15 protein-coding genes are annotated in these 25169 nt (G+C 40.7%); 1 reads left to right on the top strand and 14 read right to left on the bottom strand.

Annotation, left to right across the window (positions count from 1 at the left end; all coding sequences use genetic code 11):
• Positions 1-3: 3 nt before the first annotated feature.
• The 9 genes from BMW53_RS04665 to BMW53_RS04625 form a co-directional block, all read right to left on the bottom strand.
• Entirely contained in the window at positions 4-942 is a 939-nt protein-coding gene (locus BMW53_RS04665) for a ThuA domain-containing protein (protein ID WP_074780273.1), read from the bottom strand.
• A gap of 138 nt (positions 943-1080) precedes the next feature.
• Positions 1081-2457 (bottom strand): glycoside hydrolase family 18 protein, encoded by a 1377-nt coding sequence (locus BMW53_RS04660; protein WP_217642888.1) that lies wholly within the window; start codon positions 2455-2457, stop codon positions 1081-1083.
• Between the two features lie 44 nt (positions 2458-2501).
• The gene (locus BMW53_RS04655) at positions 2502-3815 is read right to left on the bottom strand and encodes an MFS transporter (RefSeq protein WP_038560466.1); all 1314 of its coding nucleotides are present in this window, start codon (positions 3813-3815) and stop codon (positions 2502-2504) included.
• 36 nt (positions 3816-3851) lie between these two features.
• Positions 3852-4595, bottom strand: a complete 744-nt coding sequence (locus BMW53_RS04650; protein ID WP_038560463.1) for a 6-phosphogluconolactonase — start codon at positions 4593-4595, stop codon at positions 3852-3854.
• A gap of 33 nt (positions 4596-4628) precedes the next feature.
• On the bottom strand, positions 4629-5579 hold the full coding sequence (locus BMW53_RS04645) for an ROK family protein (RefSeq protein ID WP_038560460.1): 951 nt from the start codon (positions 5577-5579) through the stop codon (positions 4629-4631).
• Positions 5580-5691: 112 nt separating this feature from the next.
• Positions 5692-7245: a RagB/SusD family nutrient uptake outer membrane protein gene (locus tag BMW53_RS04640; RefSeq protein WP_038560457.1), complete on the bottom strand. Its 1554-nt coding sequence runs from the start codon at positions 7243-7245 to the stop codon at positions 5692-5694.
• A 62-nt stretch (positions 7246-7307) separates the two neighbouring features.
• A complete protein-coding gene (locus BMW53_RS04635; protein WP_168136428.1) occupies positions 7308-10706 on the bottom strand; it encodes a TonB-dependent receptor in 3399 nt (1132 codons plus the stop codon).
• Between the two features lie 222 nt (positions 10707-10928).
• On the bottom strand, positions 10929-11921 hold the full coding sequence (locus BMW53_RS04630; RefSeq protein WP_038560454.1) for a FecR family protein: 993 nt from the start codon (positions 11919-11921) through the stop codon (positions 10929-10931).
• Positions 11922-12010: 89 nt separating this feature from the next.
• Positions 12011-12589, bottom strand: a complete 579-nt coding sequence (locus BMW53_RS04625; RefSeq protein ID WP_038560451.1) for an RNA polymerase sigma-70 factor — start codon at positions 12587-12589, stop codon at positions 12011-12013.
• A 552-nt stretch (positions 12590-13141) separates the two neighbouring features.
• On the opposite strand from BMW53_RS04625, the gene BMW53_RS04615 reads away from it, so the two are divergent.
• Complete coding sequence (locus BMW53_RS04615) at positions 13142-17164, top strand: hybrid sensor histidine kinase/response regulator transcription factor (RefSeq protein WP_038560445.1); 4023 nt, start codon at positions 13142-13144, stop codon at positions 17162-17164.
• A gap of 5 nt (positions 17165-17169) precedes the next feature.
• On the opposite strand, the gene BMW53_RS04610 is transcribed toward BMW53_RS04615, so the two are convergent.
• The 5 genes from BMW53_RS04610 to BMW53_RS04590 all read right to left on the bottom strand — a co-directional run bounded on the left by BMW53_RS04610 (position 17170) and on the right by BMW53_RS04590 (position 25164).
• The gene (locus BMW53_RS04610; protein ID WP_081804870.1) at positions 17170-18351 is read right to left on the bottom strand and encodes an alginate lyase family protein; all 1182 of its coding nucleotides are present in this window, start codon (positions 18349-18351) and stop codon (positions 17170-17172) included.
• A gap of 69 nt (positions 18352-18420) precedes the next feature.
• Complete coding sequence (locus BMW53_RS04605) at positions 18421-20187, bottom strand: T9SS type A sorting domain-containing protein (protein WP_081804869.1); 1767 nt, start codon at positions 20185-20187, stop codon at positions 18421-18423.
• A 63-nt stretch (positions 20188-20250) separates the two neighbouring features.
• Positions 20251-22863 carry a glycoside hydrolase family 2 gene (locus BMW53_RS04600; protein ID WP_038560438.1) on the bottom strand — a complete coding sequence of 871 codons (2613 nt, stop codon included), beginning with the start codon at positions 22861-22863 and terminating at the stop codon, positions 20251-20253.
• Between the two features lie 86 nt (positions 22864-22949).
• The gene (locus tag BMW53_RS04595) at positions 22950-23492 is read right to left on the bottom strand and encodes a hypothetical protein (protein WP_038560435.1); all 543 of its coding nucleotides are present in this window, start codon (positions 23490-23492) and stop codon (positions 22950-22952) included.
• 19 nt (positions 23493-23511) lie between these two features.
• Entirely contained in the window at positions 23512-25164 is a 1653-nt protein-coding gene (locus BMW53_RS04590; protein ID WP_038560432.1) for a RagB/SusD family nutrient uptake outer membrane protein, read from the bottom strand.
• Between the last annotated feature and the right edge of the window lie 5 nt (positions 25165-25169).

Below are 25169 nucleotides of genomic sequence, written 5' to 3'. Positions count from 1 at the left end.
TGTTTATTTTGCGTTAAACGGAGCCTTAAAATCTTTACGTAAAGTGATCACACCTTCACTCGGAAAATCTTTTGGAACTTCCTGCGTTACTTTCCCTGTTGCTACCCATTCGGCACCTCTTAACAAAGTAACCTGAAAACCGGTGCATTCCATTGAATACCGCAGCTCGGGATCGTTTCCGGCATGACCCATCAAATTTACAAACACACGGCCTTGTCCGTATTTTACCGTCCATAATATGGGCTCATCTCTGCCCGATCCATCCAACTCCACAGCATCGTACGTGGTAGCAAGCACTTCCAAGTTTAAAGCCGGTCCTCGGGCTTTGCCGTATAATTCGTCTTTAAAATGCTCCCAAATCGGTGGCAACCCTTTCATAATCGGATGTTCAGGATTTCGGGTTTCCAGCGTAAAAGGACGTTGTAAGGCATGATGACCGGCTTCACCGGGTGAATAATCGTAAACAACCCTGTCGTTTTTCCAGTAAACATATGGTCCGTCTTTTTCATTTCGTCCGTTCCAGGCACCAAGCCCAATCATTTTATTGTATTCTGCCCAGTCGTCCATCGGAACAATCGACGAATGAATAACCACTACTCCGCCACCGTTAGCCACGTAATTTTCGAAACTTTTCCGGGCTTCTTCTGCCCATGTATTTCCACCGTAATTAATCACCACCAGATCGTAAGCGCTAAAATCGGGATTGTAGGTTTTCATATCCCCGTCCCAGTCGGGAGTAGTTTTAATATCGACCATAAAAAGGCCGCTGTTTTCAAGGATCATTTTAATGGCATCGCTGCCTCCCTGCCACCAGTGAGCGCCGTCTTGACCGGTAACGATCATCGCCTTGATTTTCTTTTTTTCTTTTTCCTTTGCTGAGGTTTCGAAAAACAAACCGCTCACCATCAGAAAACTAATTATCAATATCAAATATCGTTTCATCCGTTTAAAATTTTCAAGTTTTTCAAAATCTACTTTAAAATTTGAGAACGGATGGAATCGCTCCGCTCTCACATAAACTTTTTTAATCATTCTTGTTTGTGTAGTTATGATTAAATATGTTCATGTTCGTTTCATATTTTATTTTCTTATGGTGTTGTAAACTGTTTTTATTAAAGTAGCTTCCTCATCATCGTCGTCGTAAGCCCAATACATGGCACCCAGCAAATCGCGACTTAAAATGTATTCACATTTTAGTGTCAGAGATTTCGGATTTTCGTAGGTATAAATCATTTCACCCTTCGAATTCACCACATATGGAACCTTTGCAACATCATCCCACCTTACTTCGTACTTTTTCTGCCTTTCAAGGCTTTTGTAGTTTGTATCGCCAATGGCTTTTCTGTCGCCTTTGCCGTAAAGTGGCACTCCGAGTACCAGTTTATGAATTGGCACGCCTGCCGCTATATGCTTGTTTACCGACTCCTCCGAAGTGATCCCTCCGGCATGTTCCGAACGAAAAAGCGCCGCATGATGTTTAGGTGGCATTCCCATATCGTAGCCCATAATATTTACGAAATCGATGTAAGGATCAATTACCCTGAAATCGATGTGTTCGGCATTTGCTGCCGAAGCGAGAGTAAGCAGTTTCTTACGACCAATTGCCTCTCGAATGTCGCTCATTAACAAAGTAAAGTTCTTTGTATCATCAGGCGACGACGAAATATTAGCCATATCACTACCCGGGTATTCCCAGTCGATATCGATCCCGTCGAGGTTAAATTCGTCAACCACTCTGCGACAATCAGTGGCAAATTGTTTTCGGTTGCTTTCGTCGGCTGCCATTTCGCTAAAACGACCACTGCCCCATCCACCAATGGAAAGCGCAATTTTCAACGATGGATTTTCCTTCTTCAAATCAGTGATTGAATGCAAACGTTCTTCATTGTCGATGCGCACACCATTGAAACTGTTTGTTACATGCCCAAAAGCGTAATTGATATGCGTTACCAATTTAGGATCGGGCATAACACTGCTCCACGAGGTAAGGTAGGCCACCACTACCTTTTTACCAAATTCGATGGAATCGTAACACCAGGTCACATCTAAATGATTTCCTTCTTCGTCAACCTTAAACACTCCGTCTTTAAAGTACCTACGGTACAACTCGAATTTACCGTCATTATCCCGGTCTTCAAGCTGAAGGTCTCTCTCGGTAGAAACCGTAATATCGGATATGTATTTTATTTCTTTCGAATAATTATCCACTACAACATAGTAGTTTTTGAATAAGTCGAAATAAGGGTAATGCCCGTTATGTGAACTAAAAAGCAGTACTTTTTCGAGTGCCGGACTATCGTCCATTTGCACCAATTCAGATTTATGTACACCGAATCCGGGCTTCTGTGCAGCGGGAGGATAGTCATCCCACGTTCGGGGAAGGCTTGTCTGGTATTGCCCCCACGCAAGTACAGAAGTACCGAACAGCAACATAACAGCAAATAGTTTTTTCATCATTTTTTAAGTTGTTTTAGTTGGTAATTTATATTGTTTTAGAATTCTTACTTTTCTCGTACACGCGACCCCAGCAGGGCATAATACAGGATAAAGAATTCACCGGCCAGCACAAGCAGCCAGGTCCAACGCCAGCTGTGTAACGAATCAGCAAAACCTCCCTGCACAAGCGGAAGAATTGCACCTCCTACTACTCCAATCATAAATACTCCCGAAGCTTTTGAAGTGTATTTACCTAAATCCTGAATAGCAAGTGTAAAAACAGCTCCCCACATAATAGAATGGAACAAACCCACTGCTACCAACATCCAAAGGTTATTAAAAACGATTGCCATTGATACCATAACAATCGCCAGTGCCGAAACCGTGGTAAGCTGAACACGTGGAGTAACCTTACTCAACGAACTTCCCACCAGGCGGCCAATTAAAATACTAAACCAGTACAATGTTGCCGCCAGTGCCGGAATATTAAAGTTAATCCCAAACAATTTTAGTGCTTCGTGCCCGAAAAAGGAAATACCTCCATTCGCCTCCTGTAGTTCGATTACATAAAGATTTATGTTGTTTCCGATACACACTTCAACTCCTACATAAAAAAAGATGGTGATTACTCCCAGTTTCAGATGACTGAACGACCAAACACTTCTTTCCAGTTTTTCTCCCGATTCAGTTTTTGTACTCGGAATATCGGGCATCGAAAGCCGCGACAATACCAACACAACCAGCAACATTACCCCCATTAAGGCCAGGAAAGGCACGGAAAGCTGACTTACCGTTACCTCTTCCATAGATAAGCCGCCAAATACAATGCCCGCAACAAAAAACGGGGCAATTGTTGTTCCTATTGAATTGGAAGATCCGCCAATTGCCAAACGCTGAACCGACTGAGTTCCTTTTACATAACAAGCACTCAGGTATGGATTGATAACTACCTGAAGAATGGTTGCCGAAGCCCCCACTACAAACGAGCCGAATAAGAAAATAAAGTATCCGAAAGGTATACTTGCCGAAAATACCTGAACATTTGCGTCAGGAAAGTTTATAGTAAAAAGCGACGACAGCAGGAATATTCCTAACCCCACCACCATTAATACAAGCGCCCGTAACAGCGTATTCTTATAGCCTACCTTGCTAATCCAGTTCGATCCAACTCCGCCTGTAAGCGGATAAGCCAAAAACCAGGCAAAAGTGATTAAGGTAGTAAAGGTGTTTTTCAGGTTACCGGCACCTTTCAGAAAAGCCTCCTTTAGGGGAGCCTGAAACTGGCCGTTTGCTGTGGTTAAAAAACCTACAACAAAAAACAAAAACACCAATGAAATAAATGGTGCAACATAACTGGTTTGTTTTTCTTGTGTACTCACAATGGTTAAGTTTATATTGGTTTAAGAAACGTATTATTAAATCACTTTTTTCAGGAGTTTTGCAGCATCCGCATCAAGCAAAAATTCACAGTTGGCGTGTAGTTGCAGTACTGAAGCCGGAATATCAAGTGTGACCGGTCCTTCAAGCATTTCTGCCACAATCTCAGCTTTTCTTTCGCCTTTGGCTACCAAAACAATTTTCCGCGAATGCATAATATTTTTGATTCCCAATGTAAGTCCACCCAATTCATGTTCAGGTGGTGTATTGGTTTCTTCGCGCACTCTTTTTTCAAAATCAGGATCCATAGGAGAAACCCAGGTTTCGCTTTCAAAAGGTGTTCCCGGCTGGTTAATTCCAATGTGGCCGTTCATTCCCAAACCAAGCATTTGAAGATCAATTCCTCCGCGGCGCTCCAATTCCGACTGAAAAATGCGGCATTCGTTTTCAAAATCATCAGAAAGAGTTGGTGGCATAATAAAGTTACTTTCATCGATTCCAAGTGGCCCTGCAATCTGATCTTTGATCATGGTATAACAACTTCCCTTGTATTCGCGCGCAAGGTTGGTCAACTCGTCAACATTGAAAAGTGTAATTTTTGAAACATCAAAAGGATGCATGTTAAAAATTTCACTAACAATCTTGTGCATGTTTCCTGTAGTTTGCCCTGTAGACAAGCCAATTACTGCCGACGGATTTGCAAGCATTTCTGTAATAATTCTCCATGCTGCCATTCTGTCGAAATCGTACTCATTTTTTGCTACTGTAACTTTAAGTGTCATTTTGTATCTGTTTTATTAAAATATATGTTTTTACTAGAAACTGTTTTTTGCAACTGCTCCGGCACCGATTAAACCGGCAAAACGCGGATCGAGACCTGTTAACACAATGCCTTGTGTTACAAAACGAATGGTGGTTGGATTTAATTTATCCTGTACTTTCTGAAAAAAGTAGTTGTCGGAAACAATACCTCCGCCGAGCACCACCAATTCGGGATCGCTTACCCGAACCAGGTTCATAATCAGATTAGCCAACGCTGTTGAAGCCTGTTCTACCAAGTGAATACAAAGCTTGTCACCGTTTTTGGCAAGGGTGTACACTTCGCTAACGTCAACCGGCTTTTCTTCCGAAATTGTGAGCGCGGAAGAGAATTGATCTTTGTTCATTCGCGCTTGCCGGTCAAAACCAATTCCGGCAGTAATCAACTCCACACAGTCGGTTCGGCCACACCCACATTTAATACCCGTGTTTACTCCTACACTGGTGTGTCCCACTTCGCCAGAATTATTGTTGCCACCGCGAACTATCTGGCCGTTAACAACAACCGACGCTGCAATTCCGGTACCTACATTCAGGTAAATAAAATTGTCAACCCCGGCTCCTTTTCCTACCCATTTCTCGCCTTTTGATGCAGTTTTTACATCGTTGTCGATATAACATGGCAGATCGTATTTTTCGGATAATATTTTCGCCAGTTCAGTTCGCTGGCTTCTTTTCGGGTCCATCTGAAACCAGATTCCGTTGGCATTGTCGATCCGGCCAATTAAACCCATTCCCATTGCAACGGGTGCTTTTCCGGTAGACCAGCCAATGCTTGAAATGTAATCGTCGATTGAATCCTGAATAATTTGTAATGCCTGTACCTGATCGACATAACCGGTATCGTATCTTTTGTAATTCAGAACACTACCGGAATCGTCTAATTCTCCGATCAAAAGTTTGGTGCCCCCAAAATCGAGAGCGAGATAGGTTTTCGTTTTTTTCATTTAACTCTGTTTTAGCGCACAAACTGTGCTTATAGAAGAAATTCGGGATTATAAAATAAAGCGTGCAGTGCACACCTTGACACTACACGCTTTATATCTTAATCCTGCTTTTCTATAGCCATGCAGGATCCTGTGTTAATACACCTTTCGACTGATCAATTTCATTCTGATCAATCGGGAAATAACGATGTTTTTCAGTCCAGCCCTTACTGCCCAGAACTTCATCTCCTTTATCGAAACGCAGAATATCAAACCAACGCTGCATTTCAAAGGCAAATTCGTAATACCTTTCCTGAAAAATAATATCTAAGTTGGTTTCTTTACCCTGATTAAGCTCAATCCGGTGATCCTGGTCTTTGAAGGCGCGGTCGCGCACCATATCAAACCAGCCCTGTGCTTCCTGATCGGCATTTCCATTGATGCGTACTTTTAGTTCGGCACCAAGCAGCAAAACATCAGAGAAACGGTAAAAACGAAATGACATATTCTGGCTGCCTACCTGATCTCCACCAGTGGTATAGGCCTCCTTGCGCGGATGATATTTATAGTTTCCGAGAAGGCCTCTCTCAAGATCTACTCCCTCCTGATTGGAACTTACTGAAAACGTGTTTTGCCCTGTTTGAGCAAATGCATCAGCGGCCTCATCAGCGTATACGATTACCGTACCATCACGCCTTGAGTCTCCGGATGCGAACATGTCGTAAATTTTCCATGTCATTGTTAGCTGACCGTAGCCCGACATAAGTCCTCCTTCTTCAGCGCTCCGTGGATCGACAATATCGCGTCCTCCTACCGTAGCAACTTTATTGTTCATTCCTGAGTTTTCACCGGCCATTCCAATTTCGAAGATACTTTCACTTCCCCATTCGCCGTCTTTATGCCAAAGATGTTTATAATCGGTATCAAGTGCGTAAAAAGGGTTAGATGCAATACCACTCATATCTTCCAAAGCCTGAGCATATTTTGTTTCGTCTCTTTGAAAAAGGATGATTTTAGTTCGTAATACTTTTGCTGCATCACGGCAAATACGGCCCTTTTGTGTAGCTACTCTTTCCGGCAGATACTGGATAATGTCGTTTGACAGGTCGCTCATAATAAATTCGTACACCTCTTCTCTCGGTGCATTCCCGAAAGAATACAGATCGTTTACCGAAGTTATTTGCCCCGTTAACAGTGGAATTTCCTTATAGCCCATATATAGATAAGCATAGAAAAGCGCCCTGTAAAAACGTGTTTCTGCATCAATCGGACGTATAAAATCTTCGCTAAGTCCACTCCGACTCATTTCATCGATAAGTACGTTAGCCGCAACAACACCTACATAAAGCCCCATGTCCCATTCGTTCCACCAACCGGTACCAGTGTACCATTCATTACTGAAACATGTTGTTGGGGTGTAGGTAAAGTTATCCCACTTGAATTTATATACGCCTTCACCAACTCCACCACCGGTTTCAGCTTCATCAGACAGTAATGTTGAGTAACCGTGTACCTCCATAAGGCGGTTTTGAACCTCCTTCATCACAGCATACAAACCTTTCATGACACCGTCTTCGGTTTTGTAAAATTCTTCGGTAGAAACTTGTGTCCGCGGATTGATCTCCAGGAATTCATCACAAGATGTAAGTCCTGTTAAAACAAGGCACATTATTATTATCTTTTTCATACTTCCAGATTTTGTTTTTCTATTAAACAGTATGTAATTCACATTCTATTGAATCGTATTAATTAAAATGAAATATTTACGCCGAGAGTTAACGTTCGGGCCTGAGGATATGTACCCCCGTCGAATCCGTTACGTGTACCAACTTCAGGATCAAGTCCGGTGTAGTTGGTAAAAGTTAAGAGATTTTCGCCCTGAACATAGAAACGCAAATTGCTAATGAGCGCTTTTTTAGTAAGCGATACAGGTAAGGTATAACCAATCTGTAATACTTTTAGGCGCAAGTACGAACCATCTTCCACATAAAGGTCGGAAACAGTATTTGCTCCGGTATCACCACCGGTTGGAGTAATATTACCTTCATACAGAATAGGGTATTTATTGGAAGTTCCTTCACCATGCCAACGCCCCAGCCATGCTTCGTCGAAATTGGCTTGTGTAACATTACCCCGTCGGTATAGTTTGTATATTTCGTTTCCTTGTACTCCCTGGAATAATACACTGAAATCAAAATTTGCATAATCTCCGTTTATTGAGAATCCGTAAGTCCAGTCCGGATTGGGTTTTCCAATCATCGTACGGTCTCCACCATCGATATGCCCATTATCATCAGTGTCTTTCCAGCGTATGCCTCCAACAACAGCGTTTTCCTGAATCGCGGCATCAACTTCTGCCTGATTCTGGTATATACCATCCGATTCATATCCATAGTAAAATCCGTATGGATAGCCGTTGGCACGCCATGTTACTGAACCGCCAAGACCACCGCCAATACCATCTATCGATACAGGAACGTTCGAATCGCCCTGATCGATAACTTCATTTTTAACATACGATGCATTTGCTGCAACTCCGAAATTGGCTTTACCAATATTAAACCTGTACGATGCATCCATTTCAATACCTTTATTACTTACCGTTCCTGTATTCGTTTTTATTGATGCATAACCAGCATAATCAGGTAAAGGAAGATCAAAAAGCATGTCTTTCGTCTTTTTGTTGAAATAGTCTGCTGTTATACTCAGTGAACTGTTAAGAAACCTGAGGTCAATCCCTAAATCTGTTTGTTCCGATGTTTCCCATTTTAGGTCAGGATTGGAATATCCGCTTGGTTTTGCCCCCTGCATAATAACATTGTCAATAACAGCACGATAGTTTCCTGTTACGATAGTCGTGGTATATCCGAATGCACCGATACGATCGTTACCATTCTGTCCCCAGCTTAAACGAAGTTTTGCAAAGTTGAGCCATGAAGAAGTATTCTGCATAAAATCCTCTCTTGAAATAACCCATCCGGCAGAAACCGATGGAAATGTACCGTATTTATGATTCGGACCAAAGTTCGACGAACCATCGCGACGGACTGTGGTTTCCAGCATATATTTTTCATCGTAGTTATAACTCAACCTTCCGAAAAACGATTGCATCTTACTATCTGAGGCACTTCCACTTACACGATCGCGCGAATCACCTGCCGAGGCTCCCGAAATATCAAGGAAAGCTTTATCAAGGCTCAAGTCAATCGGATCATAACGGGTACCGTTCATCCATTGCCAGAAACCTGATTGAATTGATGTACCGGCAAGCAGAACAAAGTTGTTTTTACCAATACTCTTCGTATAGTTCAGCGTATTCTCCCATTGCCAAACTTTACCCCGGCTTAGCGAATTCCATACATATGCATCAACGTTCTTCTGATCTGTATTCAGGTCGTATTTCGGCGTATATCCCCTGCTTGCTCCAGTCGACCATTCGAAATCTGCAGTGGTTTTATAAATAAGGTCGGGTAGTAATGTAAATGTAAGATCTAAATTGGCATTAAAAATCTGTGGTTCGTTAAGTGAATTGTTGCGTGCTTGTAAAGCAGCAAGAGGATTCACTATTTCCCGCATGTTGATTATGTTGTACACCTGCCCGTCGGGCGAACTCAGATAGTTGGGATAAATCGTTTTATACATTTCGATTTGAGCCGGATTGGTTTGATAAACCGGTTCGGTTGGTGGCAACATATTCATCGATGCTATAATACCACCTGCTTCACTGTTTCCAATGCTACTACCCTTGGTTTTTGAATAAGTATAACTAGTTTTCGCACCGAAAACAATTTTGTTTAGCCAGTGGCGCTCTTCGGTATCCACCAACACGTTGCTAACATTCAAACGTGCATTGTAACGTTCGAAATCAGAATATCCTTTTGCAAAAATACCGCTCTGGTCCAAAATACTGAAAGAGGCATAATAGGTGCTCTTTTCTGTTCCGCCCGAAAGCGACATTTTATGGTTCTGTATTGGTGCATTATCGTATGTTAAAACATCCTGCCACTTAGTATTTACATCAGATGCCGTTGGAAAATAAAAGTCATCTCCCCGTCCTGAATTTTTACCCATTTCATTCATGAGCATTTGATAGTCGCTGCTGCCAAGCAAATTGGTCTCTTTTTCAGGATTCTGGAATCCATAAGAGTATTCGTAGCTGAAAACAGCTTTCTGATTTGTTTTTCCGCTTTTAGTGGTCACAAGAACTACCCCGTTAGCACCACGTGCTCCGTAAATTGCAGCAGATGCGGCATCTTTCAGTATCTCGATTGATGCAATATCAGACGGATTCAGATAATTGATCCCGTTTGAAGATGGCATACCGTCAATTACATACAACGGACTTGCATCGTTAACCGTTCCAACTCCGCGTATGTATATTTTCGAATTACTTCCCGGTTGCCCAGAATTGGATGTGATCTGTACACCGGAAATTTTTCCCTTCATCGCGTTTTGTACGTTTGTTGGCTTTTCAATATTAAGCTCGTCAGTGGTTATGCGGCTTATTGCTGCCGTTACCACACTTTTTTTCTGAACACCATATCCAATCGCAACAACTTCTTCGAGGCCAATAGCATCCTCTTCCATCACAACAGTAAGCTCTGTTTTATCGCCAGGAACGATTTCCTGTGTTTTCATTCCAATAAACGAGAATTGAAGCACAACTCCTTCATCTGCTCCGTTTTTCAGAACAAACTCACCATCCATATTCGTAGTTGTTCCGGTTGTGGTCCCTTTAATTAAAACAGTAACACCAGGAAGCGGTGCTCCGTTAGAATCTGTTACCTTACCTCGAAATTCTTTTTGGTTTTGATCGATATTGTTGTTGGATTCCTGTTTCGAGACAACAATGATTTTGTCCATAATTTTATATGAATAGAGCTCTTTATCCAGAACTTCATCCATAACTTTATCTATCTTAACGCTTTTCAGGTTTAACGAATAACGAGTTTCGGTATCCAGTTGGTCAGTTTTAAACAGAAAACCGAATTCAGTTACTTCTTCAATTTTCTCTAAAACCTGGACAATAGATGCATCCTTTACATTTAGATCAAATTGCATATTCTGCGCGTAGCTATTACCTGCAATAGATAGTACTGAAATCAATAAGAATAAGCCGGTTAGTTTCATCACTAATAATAATTTCATTATCCCAGACACATTTACGAATGGGAAAAATCGTTTTTTCTTCATACTTTTGATTTGATTTTGTTATAACGAGGTTCAGATAAGGCCAATTATCTGAACCATAAAGATTTCAAAAACGGAGCCGGGAGATTTATTTGTCCCGGTTTTTTTAATGTTATTTTCTTAGGTTTATTTCATAGGCAAATCTGTTTTAATTAATACCTGTCTCCTTTTCTCTCCTAACTAATAAACTATTATTAAATCGGGTTTTTCGATGTTTTCTATTATGCGGTAATTAAATCCGGAACTTGTTTTTAGCACCTTCAACACATGTTGTACTGTAGTCGATTTTTTTATGTTTCCGGTAAACCGGTAATCCAACAGCTCCTTGTTTTCAAATTGAAATTCAACTCCATACCAGCGTCCCAGTTCCTTACAAATATCTTCAAGGCGTTCGTTGCGGATTACAAATTTACCATCGCGCCATGCCGAAAGCACATTATTTTCGATTGACCGTACTTCAATTCTATTCTCATTGGTAAAATACAGAGCACTTTCTCCGGGATTCAATTCAAGTAACTGCTTGCTCCCCGAACTTAAAATTTCGGCTTTCCCTTCAACAAGAGAGGTTTCAACAATGTTATCTTCGGCGTAAGCTTTTATATTAAAAACGGTACCCAAATCGCGAACGATAATATTTCCAACATTTACCACAAAAGGCATTTCTTCGTTATGTGCGATCTCGAAAAAGGCTTCACCTTTTAAATCGGCACAACGTTGCATTTTCTCCGCATCCTGATAATAGGATAATTCCGACTCTGAATTCAGCCAGATCTTTGTCCCGTCGTCCAGTTCTACAACACTAACGCTTCCACGCATTGCTGTGTATTTTTGTACACCAGAATAGCTTACCCCGGGATTGTTGTTATTTATAAAATATCCGATTACACCGCCAAGTGTTAAAACAAAAACAAGAATAGCTGCATAACGTGCGAACTTGCTTATCAGAGATATTATCCTCGTTCTTTTCTGTTCGGTTATTTTCTCCCACAACCTGTTGAATTCCGAATTTGTATCTATCCGGGTATGTTTCATCGAAGTTCTTAACCAAAGGCTTTTTACCTGAAAATACAACTCTTCATTCTCTTTGCTTTCGGCAAGATGACTGTAAAATTGCTTTTTTTCATCTGGGCTTGCCTCTCCGGTTAAAATATGCAACAATAATTCTTCCTTCATTTCCAAGGTGTTTAATAATTAACAACCAGGTATTGATATACCCTTATAAAAAAAATTAAAAAATGAATTTTAATGATTAAATCTGACGTTTAATTCAGAAAATTGGAGAATAGGACAATTACCGGAAGGTAATCCTTGAGTTCCTTTCGCAGAATTTTTAAAGCTTTGGTCAGGTGTGCTTCAACGGTTTTTTGCGAGATGCCTAATTGTTCTGCAATTTCTCGGTTTTTAAGTTCCTCGAAACGGCTCATTTCAAAAACAAGTCGGCAGTTTTTGGGCAGTTTTTCAATTGCCTGTTCAATTTTGTCCTTTAGTTCTTCAAAATTTAGATAGTTGTCGTCAATTCGAAAAAGGCTTTCGTATTGGTAATGCATTTCCATCCATTTTATTTTCTCGTGATGTTTTAGCACTACCTGTCGTCGTTTTATGATGTTGAGACAATTATTCTTCACAAGAGTGAACAAAAAATTCTTAAGATTGGAATCGGGATTCAATTCTTCTCTTTTTTCCCAAAGCTTCAAAAATGCATCCTGAACGATTTCTTTCGCTTCCTCCTCATCATTGAGGTAATGTATACTTAAATGGCATAATGGCTGGAAATATTCGTTAAAAATATTCCTGAAATACTCCTTGTTCCCCTCTACTAATGATAAAATATGTTTCGACATACTCCCTGTTAAAATCCAAATCCTAAATAACTATTTCCCAACAACTCACTATGCCAGATGGAGTGTCTATACTAATGAGATACTTTGTCACTTGATATTTAATTATTTCAATCAACTATCGACTTTCCATAATGCATAAAGATGTGATAAATTCTCCGGCATAAAAATACAGATAATAACATCTTATCCATTTAATTAGTTTCAGCAATAACTTGGAATCAATACAGATAAACCTTTTTGTAACAAGTAACTCATTTATTAAATGACAGACAAATGGTATTAAATTCAACACATCCTCTGCTTCCCAAGCTAGTTGTTCAAAATTAAAAGGATTTTCTCCAAAATCTCTATCAAGTTGTATCTTTTTGCATTTTAGCAAAGGACTAGCGTATTCGGTTACAGATAAAAATAACACTAATTTCAATACTCGCCAGAAGTTCATATATTAAAATTAGAAGGTAAGAAGAAGCATAAAAAGGTGTATTACACCACAGAACCGGAAATGATAAAATTTTTCTATTTTTGGCTGTCAACCTTTCTTGGGAAAATATCATGTTGAAACAAAATCTGCTGTCAATTTTTATTATTTTTGTTCTGGTTCCGTTTTACGGAATTAGCCAGAATAACCCTATTTTATTTCGGCAGGTATCACCTAACGGAGGCTTTACTTACGGCGCTATTCGCACAATTACTCAGGATTCCATAGGATGTATTTGGTTTGGAACGGAGCATGGCCTGTTCAGATACGACAGCAAAGACATCAAAAAGCACATAATGGAGACCAATAATAGTCTGAGCGATGATGATATACAGGATATTCTCACATCTTCGGATGGAAAATTATGGGTAGTAGCGCGTGAACAAACATTGCTTTTCAATTATAAAACGCACCAGTTTTCCGAAATTAATTATACCGTTTCTCCCGAAACAAAATCAATCTCTACCATACGAAAATTGATCGAAAATAAGCAAGGGCAGCTATTCGCACTGTTTTATGCGCATATTGGAGTTTTCGATAATCAGAATAATAATGAAATCCATATACTTCCTTTTACTTTTAAGAATAATGATAACCTGACAGCCATAACTTTCGACGACCAGAACAACCTGTATATAGGTACCGGGCACGGATATATCTATAAAAGTGAAGCTCCATACGACACGCTTAAACTTTTGTGCAGGCACCGCACAGAAGCCGTACTTACCTTGTGTACCGACAATAATACACTGTGGGTTGGGTACGATTGGGGAGGTGCTGATCATATCAACGGAAATGGCACCATCATTGATCATTTCGACCAAAACCAAACCGATAACAACTATATCCCGCACAACCGTGTCAGGCAAATTTTAAAAGACGATCAGGGACAAATTTGGCTGGCAACTTATAATGGTATTGTGCTGATTTCGAACAAGGGCAACCAGGTTATCCGGAAAAATGAATATAACAAACTACCGTCAAATAGTATTTATGCCTTATTTAACGATACGCAACATGGTGTTTGGATTGGAACGTGGTCCGGAGGGCTATGTTACTATAACAAAAACGAAAATCATTTCTTACATATTAAGCATGTGGCCCCTCTTTCAACGGAAGTGCCCGATGTGGTAAGTTCGTTTGCCGAAGATAAACACGGAAATATTTGGATTGGCAGTGAAAATGGCGGACTCAGTTCGCTTGATCCCAAAAGCCTGAAAATGGCACACTTCCAATTGCCGGAAGAAATGGTGGGTACTTCTAATATAAAATGCCTGGCAGTTGATCATCAGAATCGATTGTGGATAGGAACCTTTTCCAAAGGCTTATTGCGTTTTAATCAACAAACACAAAAATTTGAGTCGCTAAATATTCTTAACAGCCAGCGTGTTCATGTTTACGACATTTGTCCAACCGATGATGGATTATGGTTAGCAAGTTTTAGCCACGGACTGCTTTTTTATGATTTCGAACAAAAGCAGATCACGGTTCGCCATAACAATTCCGGCTCCCTCACATCAAATACCGCCCGTTGTCTATTGATTGACAGTTACGGTGGAATTTGGGTAGGAACAAACTACGGCCTTAATTATCTGCCGAAAGGAAGTACTAAATTTCAGCGATTTTTACAAACCGAAAAGGGTGATAGTTTAAGCAACAATGAAGTTTTTTCGTTAGCAGAAGACCACAATGGAAAAATCTGGATTGGAACAGGTGGTGGAGGTGTCGATTGTTATGAACCAAGCACCGGAAAAATGTTTAACGTGTCAACAAAAGAAGGACTTTCGGGATACAATGTATATGGCATTCTGGAAGACGAGCAGAATTTAATGTGGTTCTCCACCGAAAGTGGGATTTCATGCTACGATCCTAGCACCAGTAAAATTCGGATTTTTAATGAAGACGATGGCTTGCAAGGAAACCAGTTTAACCCGGGAGCCTCGTTTAAATCCTCAAACGGACTGTTCTTTTTCGGAGGTGCAAATGGATACAATTTGATTGATCCGGCCAATATCGGACTCAACTTGTTTGAGCCAGAAGCGCAGATTTCTGAGATGTTGATCAATAATAAACCGATTGAAGATTATGAAAAAACAAAATTTGATAATATAACCACACTTTCAGAAATCACCTTGCCGTATAATGATAATTCATTATCGTTTGAGTTTATCGCAACCAACTATATACTTCCTAAACGAAATCATTTTAAATACAGGCTGGTAAATTATAACGATCAGTGGATAAATGCAGGTACCGAGGGAAAAGCGACTTTTACAAAAATTCCTCCGGGCAACTACACACTCGAACTTAGTGCATCCAATAATGATGGTGTGTGGAGTTCGAAAATTACGAAATTGGGAATTAATATTCGTCCGCCTTTCTGGTTAACCGGATGGGCATTTCTGGTTTATTTTTTGGCCCTGGTAAGTGCTGCGTTTTTTATATTGAGAGAAATAGCAACCCGGCAGAAGCTTAAAAACGATCTGCTTATTGAACGTGTTAAAAACGAGAAGGAGGAAGAATTACACCAGGCAAAAATGAAATTGTTTACCAATATCTCGCATGAATTTAAAACTCCACTCACCTTGATTTTATCGCCACTGGACCATCTGTTGAATCAAAACCGTTTTGATTCGGATACCGATGATCACCTGAACATGATAAAAAGGAATGCCGAGCGCTTAAATCAATTGATTAACCAGATTATCGATTTTAGAAAAATAGAACTCGGAAAATCAACCTTTAATCCTGACAATGTCGACCTTATCAAATTAACATCAAACATCTGCGATTTTTTTAAGGTTTATGCAAAAGACAAACAAATCGATTTTAGTTTTCAGACACCTGTTTCGGAATTATTTCATCAACTTGATGAAGAAAAATACGAGAAGATTATTTTTAATTTTCTTTCGAACGCTTTTAAATATACTACCGATGGCGGGCGAATTTCGGTAAGCCTGCATCAGCACAATAACGTAAATAAACTTATTAAAACAGGCTATTCAACCGTTAAACGTTTTGATGAGGGAGGAATTGAAATAAGGGTGGAAGACAATGGCCCTGGGATGAGCCAGGATGAGATTCCGCTAATTTTTAACCGTTTCCACCAGGGAGCAAGGTCAATGCCACAGGGCACCGGAATAGGATTGCATTTATGCAAGGAATATGCTGCTATGCATGGAGGCGCAATATATGTTGAATCAGCTCCGGGCAAAGGAACACGTTTTAGCCTGATATTGCCGCTTAAAACGCCGGTAAAACAAGACAATTTTGTGACAGTAAAAAACATGAATGAGACCAATACCCAACCGGAAGTTATCGAAGAAACAAAAACACCAAGTCATACCATTTTGATTGTAGAAGATCATTTGGAGATGCAAAAATTCATTCGAAATATATTTCAGAAAGAATACAGGACACTGGTTGCTTCCAATGGGAGTCAGGGATTTAAAATTGCTTCCGAGTTTTCGCCCGACCTAGTAATTTCCGATGTGATGATGCCTGTGCAGGATGGTTTTGAGTTCTGCTCGAAACTAAAAGAAGACATCCAAACCAGCCATATTCCGGTAATTTTACTTACTGCCCTGTCAGAAACCGATAAGCATATCAGCGGTTTGCAAACCGGTGCCGATGCTTATATTACCAAGCCTTTCGATGAAAAACTTTTAAAAGCTCAGGTGAAAAACCTTTTGGATTCGCGCAAAAAATTACAGGAAACATTTGTGAAATCGCAGCAGGAATGGGAAGACAATACCACGCTGATGCCGGCAGATAAAAACCTGGTAAACAAAGCAATCCGCATCATCGAAAAACGGATGCAGGATCCGGCATTTAGTGTTGAAATGCTGGCTGCGGAATTGAATATCAGCCGAAGTTCGCTACACCGCAAAATTACCGCTCTTACCAACCAATCGAGTACGGAGTTTATCCGCTATGTGCGACTAAAAAAAGCCATCCAACTAATGAAGGATGGCAGTTATAATATTGATGAAATAGGATATGCAGTTGGGTTTAACTCACATTCATACTTTACGCAAAGTTTCAAAAAGCAATTTGGAAAAACACCTTCGGCATATATGAATGATCTTAAAAATTAGCGTTCCTACCGTTGATTTGCAAGCCAAATAACCGGATGCCTAACCGGCAAATTCCTGATTACTTCGTCGTTTGTAGAATAAGCCGGTAATTTCAAAAAAGTGTCTATATACTCTTCTTGCTGGTAAGCAATTCCGGTAAAAAGCAGGCACGATTGGCGAACCGGCCATTCATCCCAGATGTAAATATCTTTTGCAAACGGCCAGCTGTTTTTATCGCTAATGTAAGGAAATAAAAACTCCATTCCCTTTTGTAGCGAACGGCCATCACTGGTAGTAAACTGCCATAAATCATCGTTAGGAACCGAGAGTATTTCGGCGAGATTGGCCATTGCATCCATATTAAACAGGGAGTAACCGTAAGGTTTTGTACGTTCGAGTTCGAGCGGGAAACTTCCGTCGGCAGCCATCTGATTAGGAAGCAGTACATTTTTAAACCGGTCTCTGCAAAAAAGGAGCTGCTCCTTGTTGTCAACAAGTTTCGCAAACATTCCGGCTGTAACCGCCCAGCAAGTTCCATGGTTATTTTTGGCATTCATCTCAGCAATTCCGTACGGATGAGTTGTCATCCAGTCGAGAAAAGCAGCAAACCAGGCTTTTATTTTTTCTCCGTCATCGGCACTAATACCTTTTTTCTCAATTAAGACATAGGCCGACTGTGCTACTTCAACCAAATGATAGGCGTCAATAAGTCCAATTCCACGACCGGTATAACGCCCCCAAATTGCCTGTGCGTATAACATATTCGGGTTCATCAGGGTAGTTGTATCAACAAACCAGGCCTTTAAATGCTCCAATGCTTTATCAGCGTATTTCTTTTCTGAAGTAAGCATCCAGGCCGAAGTTAATGTTGAAACTTCTTCACTCATCCGAATCATCGCTTTTCGGTGTTCCGAAAAATTACCCGGATTGCTTTGACCGTCTTTACGAATATAAGGACCCTCCGGATTTTCGGGATCGGGCCACCAGTAATCACCTTCAGAATAAAAATCATGAATGCCTCCTGCACTGCGTTCGCTGGCAAATGAGGTAACCGTTACCGGTTCTGCAAGAAGAAAAGAATCCGCCAAATGGATCGTTTCTTTTTCAATATTATTGATCACCCGTTGTTCTATTATCGGCCTTTCGTTTGAACAAGCGGCAATAAGGCTTGCCACGAAAAGAAAAACTATTAGATGTATTTGTTTCATAGTTGGTTTTTAGAATTTTAAAACTAATGAATAACTTCGATACTCAGTTTCTTTCAATATTGCTGTCTCCTATTCCTTAATCAATAATCCTGATTTTTGTTTGCCTTTATTATCATTCAGGCGGTAGATGTAAGTACCCGCAGAGAACGACGAAAGATCGAATTGTGCTGTTCGCGAGTTGATATCGGTTTGTGCGGCCATTATCTGCCCCGACAGGTTATAAATACTAATGGAACGAATTGGCAATTGAGCACTGATATTTAAGAGGCCCTTAACAGGGTTCGGGTATAAATTCGACACCAGATCCGATTCGCGAGTACCTGTCGTAGTATCGTCAGGGCCAAAAATCCTTAGTTCGGAGATACTGACCCAATCTCCGGTATAGTTGTCTGCACCAGAAACGGTAAGGCGAACATATCTGGCTTCCAAAGGCTCAAATTCGTCGGTAATGGGCGAGTCTACTGCTCCGGGTGTTGTATTTCCCGAACGGTCAACAGCAAGTTCCCAACTATCGGTACTGGCAATTCTAGTCTCGATTACGAATTGGTACGCACGGTTATTGTAGCACATAACTTCGGTTTTATTGATTAGTTGAGCTGAGCCCAAATCAATTTCGATCGATTGCGGAAAACCGCTTGCCGACCAACGCGAATAAACATTATTATCGTTTACCGATGTTGCCGGATTTTCGAGTTGAGGTTCGCTGCTGGCAAGAACTTCTTTTTGATAGGCAACATTTCCGGGAACATTGTTGGAGCTTTCTCCTGATATTTCTATGGCATGTGTTGCCGACAACCAGCCAACAAAATGATCTTCGCTGCCATTTTCAGGGCGGTTATAGCTTTGCACGTAACTCTGAACGTTTGGCACATCCATTCCAAGTTTAGTATATCTGTTCAGAAGAATTTCGTAGGGTGCACTTTTTCTTGCCCAATCGGAACTTGAAAAATAGTTGGGTTGAATTATCCCCATCACGCTTTGCACATAAGCTTCGGCTCCGGTTTTTAATCTCGCATTCGACCGGGTAAACAGGCTACTGTTGTTTTGCTGCCAGGCAATTTCAGCACATTGAGCCAAACCAATCAACACGTACTGCGAGTGTACAAAGTCACGCATTAGTTCCGGTATTTCCCCGTTAACAGTAATAGCGTCGATCTGACCTGTAACATGGTTATATCCCTGGTTGTAAATATCTTTGTCGTTTAAAAAAACACCTGCCGCCATTAACGAAAGATCTTTCGAGATTAACCAGTTTGCTGTTTGATAAATGTTGCCGTTTACATAAATCAAAACTTCGCGAACAAAACCATCAAAATTTGTCGACGACCAACCGGACACTCCGTCATTATAATATTTCAGGATTTCGGCCCCGGCAACCCAAATAGGCAATGCCCACGATGCTTCAAGAGTTGACTGGTTGGGCTTATTCTGTTCAGGAATGATACGTTCAAATGTTTCTGCCCAAACATCAGCAATTTCAATGGCTTTATCCCTGTGCTCTTCGCTTCCGGTTGCCACCCATTTAAGGGCATGAATATAAAGTGCATGAGCATCCTGGCGAAATGCTTTTTCTTCGGGACAACTGCCCGAACCAATTACATAAACATCAGCATATGGAGTTGGAGAATAGCTTAAATCTCCAAGGTTTTCGTTTGCCAGTATTTTATAACCGGCCACAATTGGAGAAGCACTGTTCAAAGCTACTTTTGCATTCAGGCTATCGAGCTCCGATTGGCTACTTAACACCCCGGGGTGATTGAAAGCAGCAGGAGCCTGACCATTGACAAAAAACGAACAGGAAAATATTGCTATAATGAGAGTTAGAGTTTTCTTCATAATATTACATCTATTGGTTTTGAACTAGTTCTATATTGCTTGGTTTGTAGTTAAATATTATTCCTATTGTCCACTTTCTTTTTTAATCCTGATTGCAGACAGAACCGGTTTTCCTTCAATTGATTCAAATTGAATGTTTATTCCATCGCGGGTTTCAACTACAAAATCTAGGTTTACTCCGTAATTGTATCCATACGTTCCCGCCAGATCTAACTTATTAGATACCGGTTTACCATTAACAAGAATATTAAATCGGCGTTGAGAAGATTTGCTCATGTTCTGGTTTTGTCCCAAATCATACACTAATCTTTCACCCGAAGCACCATTAGGATCAGTCATCAATAAGCTTATTCGATATACGCCGGGCTTTACATCAAACCTATAGTTTGTCAGTCCTTCCCGCATCGTCTGATAAAGCGGATCTTCGCTTGTACCTTTAATATCCTGATCGGTTCCCTGTACCCTGCCTCTAGATTTTTGATACACCTCTCCATCGACATACCCCCAGCCACCGGCCGTATATGGTTGGTCTGCAATCCAGGTTTCGTTGGTAATGTCGGAGGTAAAATCGCAAAGCGACCCTACATTCACGGCCAGTGGCTCTATGTCGATGCCGTTCAGTAAGTTCGAACGAAATTTCACATCCAATTGGCGGCTAAAACTTTCACCATCAGCACTTGCAGTAACTGTATGTGTGCCCTCATCCAATTGCAATTTTAATCGTGAAACGCCATTTTCCGGCACGGTTGTAAATTCGTCCTTTCCGTCAATAACAAGATGTACGTTTTCGCAGTTTGAAAACAAGTAAAGGTTTACGGTACCCATCCCCGTACTGTCCTCTTTGCAATAATAAGTTTGACGGTGCTCGCCGGATAAGTAAACAAACGGTTTCTGAAGCAATCTGCTCTGGTAATAGTAATAGATGTCTTTGGGTATTCTATCGAATGTTAAAAGGCCCTTCTGGTTAATTGCCGGAATTGCGTCGACCCGGGAAGCAGAGCCAAAGTCTGCAAAATTCCAGGCAGCCATTCCTACTACATAGGGTCTTTCAAAAACCTGATCTACATAACTCGCGTGCATGTCAATCTGGTAGGCCTCGCTGTAATCCCAGGCATAAGGATTATCTGTTTGAATGCGAATATCAGCACCGGGACCATACTCCGAAATTAATACCGGTCGTTTCGGATGCTCACGATGTTCTTTATCCAAAAACTCACCCAGTTGTTCCATCTTACCGCCATACCAGCCCATATACAGGTTCCATCCAATAATATCAGGTATATCGGCAATTCCGCTCGTGTTGTATAATTGGCTCTGGTGTAACGCCATAACAGTCAGGCGTGATGGATCCAAATCTTTTGTTTCCTGGTTTAACTGCCTGGCAAGTTCTACAGCTGCCTCAACATATTTATCTTTTTCCTGTTGCGTTGTTTGCCTGTTAAAAGGTAAGCGCAGAAATACTTCGTTCATATATCCCCACATCATCACCGATGGATGATTGATATTTTGTAAAACGTTCTCCTTTTGCATTTGCAGACAGTTTTCAAAAAACGAAGGACTCTCGGTAATTTGATTAACAATTGGGATCTCGCTCCAAACAATTATTCCGAGCTTATCGCACCATTCATAAACAGCCGGATCTTGCGGATAATGCGCCAGGCGAATAAAATTGCTCCCCATATCCTTTATCATTTTCAAATCCGTTTCATGAATTTTATTGGGTAAAGCATTTCCCAAACCTGCATAATCCTGATGCCTGCTTACTCCCATTAAGCGGTAAGCCTTACCATTGAGAAAAAATCCTTTTTCCGGGTCGACAGAAAACCATCGGCAACCAAAATCTTCAGACACAGCATCCAGTGTGTCCTGTGTCCCCATATCAATTAATTTAAGTTCGGCACGGTATAAATTTGGCGACTCGGGGCTCCACAGGTCAGGATTGTCCACGTTAAACTCGAAATCAACCTTGTTTACATCTGTTCCGGCCAGGTTAAGGCTTTTACTTCCTGAATAAGCGATCTTATTATCAGGAGAGAATATTGTCAAATCTGCCATTACATTCGCCTGTTTCGGAAGATAATTCTTCACATTGCTTGTCAGATGTACTTTTGCATTATTTTCACTAAGCTCTGGTGTACGAATTAAAAGACCTGCCCCATCTTCCAATGAAAAATGTACAGGATTAGTTACAACGAGGTATACATCGCGATAAGCACCACCGTAAAAAGTGAAATCAGCAGAAAGTGGCGGCACATCGGCATTATAACTGTTGTCACACTCTAAACGAATATGGTTATTACTGCCAATTGTTACAAAATCGGAAATATCAAAAACAAAGCCGGTGTAACCTCCGATATGTTTGCCCACCAATTTGTCATTCAGAAAAAGACTGGCAACCTGGTTAACCCCTTCAAACTTTAAATACAAACGTTTGTCTTTCCACTCCTCTCCTACAAAAATATTTTTTTGGTAGGTCGCCACACCCCGGTAATAATCCCCGCCTTTGGTAATGGCATCTTCAGCATTCCAGGTATGTGGCAGGTTAACAACTTTGCGCTCTTCAGCGTTCAGGCTTGAAGTGAATGTCCAACCGCTGTTTTCAGTCCTGATAATGCGCTGTCCATAACTTTTTCCCAACACAAGAATCAGACATATTAAGAAAAATTTTGATTTCATAATTACAGTTCAAATTCGTATTCAATCATAAAAAATAAAGGGAAGTACACACTACTTCCCTTTATTTAAAAAATCGCTCACGTAAATTACTTTATATTAACCGTGACCTTATAGTTTTGAGTAAACGCTCTTACCTCGTAGTCGTTGGTAACATTATTTACAGTATTAGTATAGGAAATACCTTCTGCATCGGCAGGATCAAAGGTTTGCACCAGGAATGATCCTGTTGCCCCCGTTGAAAGAGCCTTTACATATACCCGCTGAACTCCTTTTGTTGCCTCGGGCCAAATTAAAGAAAAAGCACCGTTACTATCAGGTATCAATGCACTTCCACTGGCATCAACCACCTCGAAATCAACACCTAACTGTAAATCTCCGGCAATATAGTAGTAAGTTACCACATCTACCGTTAATGCATTTTCACTAAAAAACTGCACCGGTATTCCAACAGTATCACCTTGATTTACATTGAACTTAACCGAGTTTTTATAGTCGGCCCAATCCTCAAATCCAACATAGTAGACATGATCGTAGGCCGGATCGCCATTGCTCCATTCATCTTCATCACAGCTAACGAATAAGCTTGAAATTGAAACAAATGCTATAAGTAGTAATATTATATTTTTCATTATCAATCGTTTTTAAAGTTTATTCCCATTCAGGATTTTGAATAACAGCACCACCCGATAATGAGATTTCGTTTAATGGCACCGGGTATAAATAGTCTCTTTGGGGATCGAAATTACGATCTCCCGCTTTTTCAATAACATACATATCAACCTGGTCGTATGCCTGCTCTCCGTCTAACATACCATTTGCATCGGTTAAGCGGTTGTCAATGTCGACTCTTGCTTTTGATGTTTCGCTTTCAACATATTTAGCACCAATTATTGCTTTTGGTAACACGTCTTCAGCTATTTTCCAGCGAATAATATCGTTGTAGCGGAAACCTTCATCAAGCAGTTCGATACCACGTTCACGCCGAATCTCATCAAGCATCGATAAGTTATTGCCTGTTACAAATGCATTGGTTAAACGAGCATCAAAACCAACACGCTCGCGCAATGCATTTACGGTTAAATCTAACTGGGCATCGCTAATTGAACCGTTTAGTTCGTAAAGTGCTTCAGCATACGAAATCAATACTTCGGCATAGCGAATCAACATTTTATCAATGGTTTCACGGCTGTTGGTTTCCCATTCCGAAACCAGGAAGCCTTTTTTTAGCGAGTAACCATAGCCATGTTGATTTTCAAAAGGAACGTATGGTCCTTTGTAAGCTTCTTCACCTAGTTTATAAACTGTCATCGAAAGACGTGGGTCGCGGTTTTCAAATACATCATCGAAACTGGTTTCAGGCGATACTCTCATCGTTGTTTTGCCCATTGGCAATCCATCGCTGTACAAAAACATATCAACCATTTGGCGTGTAACCGAAACTGTATTTTCCATTTGGCGACTGTTATTGTGTGTTACCGTACCTTCGCCGTTTGGCCCATATACTTTAACAAAAATGTTCTCTTTGTTTTGTCTGCCTTCTCCATCAAACAGGAAAAGATTCTGAAAATCAGGATATAAAGAATGCTTATCCTCGGTAATGATAGCTTCAGCTGCGCTAACTGCCTCCTGCAGATGACTTTGATAGTTGCTTCCCAGATTGTGGTATTTAGAGAATGTACCTTCGTACAAACCAACTCTTACTTTAAGCGCCTGAGCTGCCGAACGTGAAACGCGGCCCCAGTCGGCACCGGTAAGCTCATCAATTTCCGGTAACCAGTCGGCTGCAAAATCCAGATCATCATAGCATTGTTGAATCACCTCTTCGCGTGGAGTACGGGCCGAGTAAAGCAGTTCATCGTTGGTATCGTCAATCGCTTTTAGAATTAACGGCACATCACCATATTTCTTTACTAAATCGAAATAAAAATAAGCTCTGAAGAAATAAGCTTCAGCAAGCCAACGATTAATTATTGCTTCGCTTAATTCGGCGTTTACCGCTTTACCAATGATGTTATTTGCAGTAAAAATTGCTTTATACGGATTGCTCCACGAACCGGATGTAGAAGGTACTGTCCAGTTTCCACTTGAAATGCCGTCTTGTGAAACCCTTACTAATTCATCAGAACGAGTATCGTGCGAATAACCTCCTAATTGATTATACAAGCGGGTATTAGCTCCTCTTAAATCAGTTTCTGTTTTCCAGAAAGCACTGTCCGAAAATGTTGTTTCAGGTAACCTGTCTAAATCACAGCTTACCATGAACAACATAATTATTAGTAGTAATGAATATATTCTTCTCATGATTT

The organism is Draconibacterium orientale, assembly GCF_900111425.1.
In the GTDB taxonomy this organism is placed as follows: domain Bacteria; phylum Bacteroidota; class Bacteroidia; order Bacteroidales; family Prolixibacteraceae; genus Draconibacterium; species Draconibacterium orientale.
The sequence above is the reverse complement of the archived record's forward strand: the minus strand, read 5'-3'. Positions and strand labels throughout refer to the sequence as shown.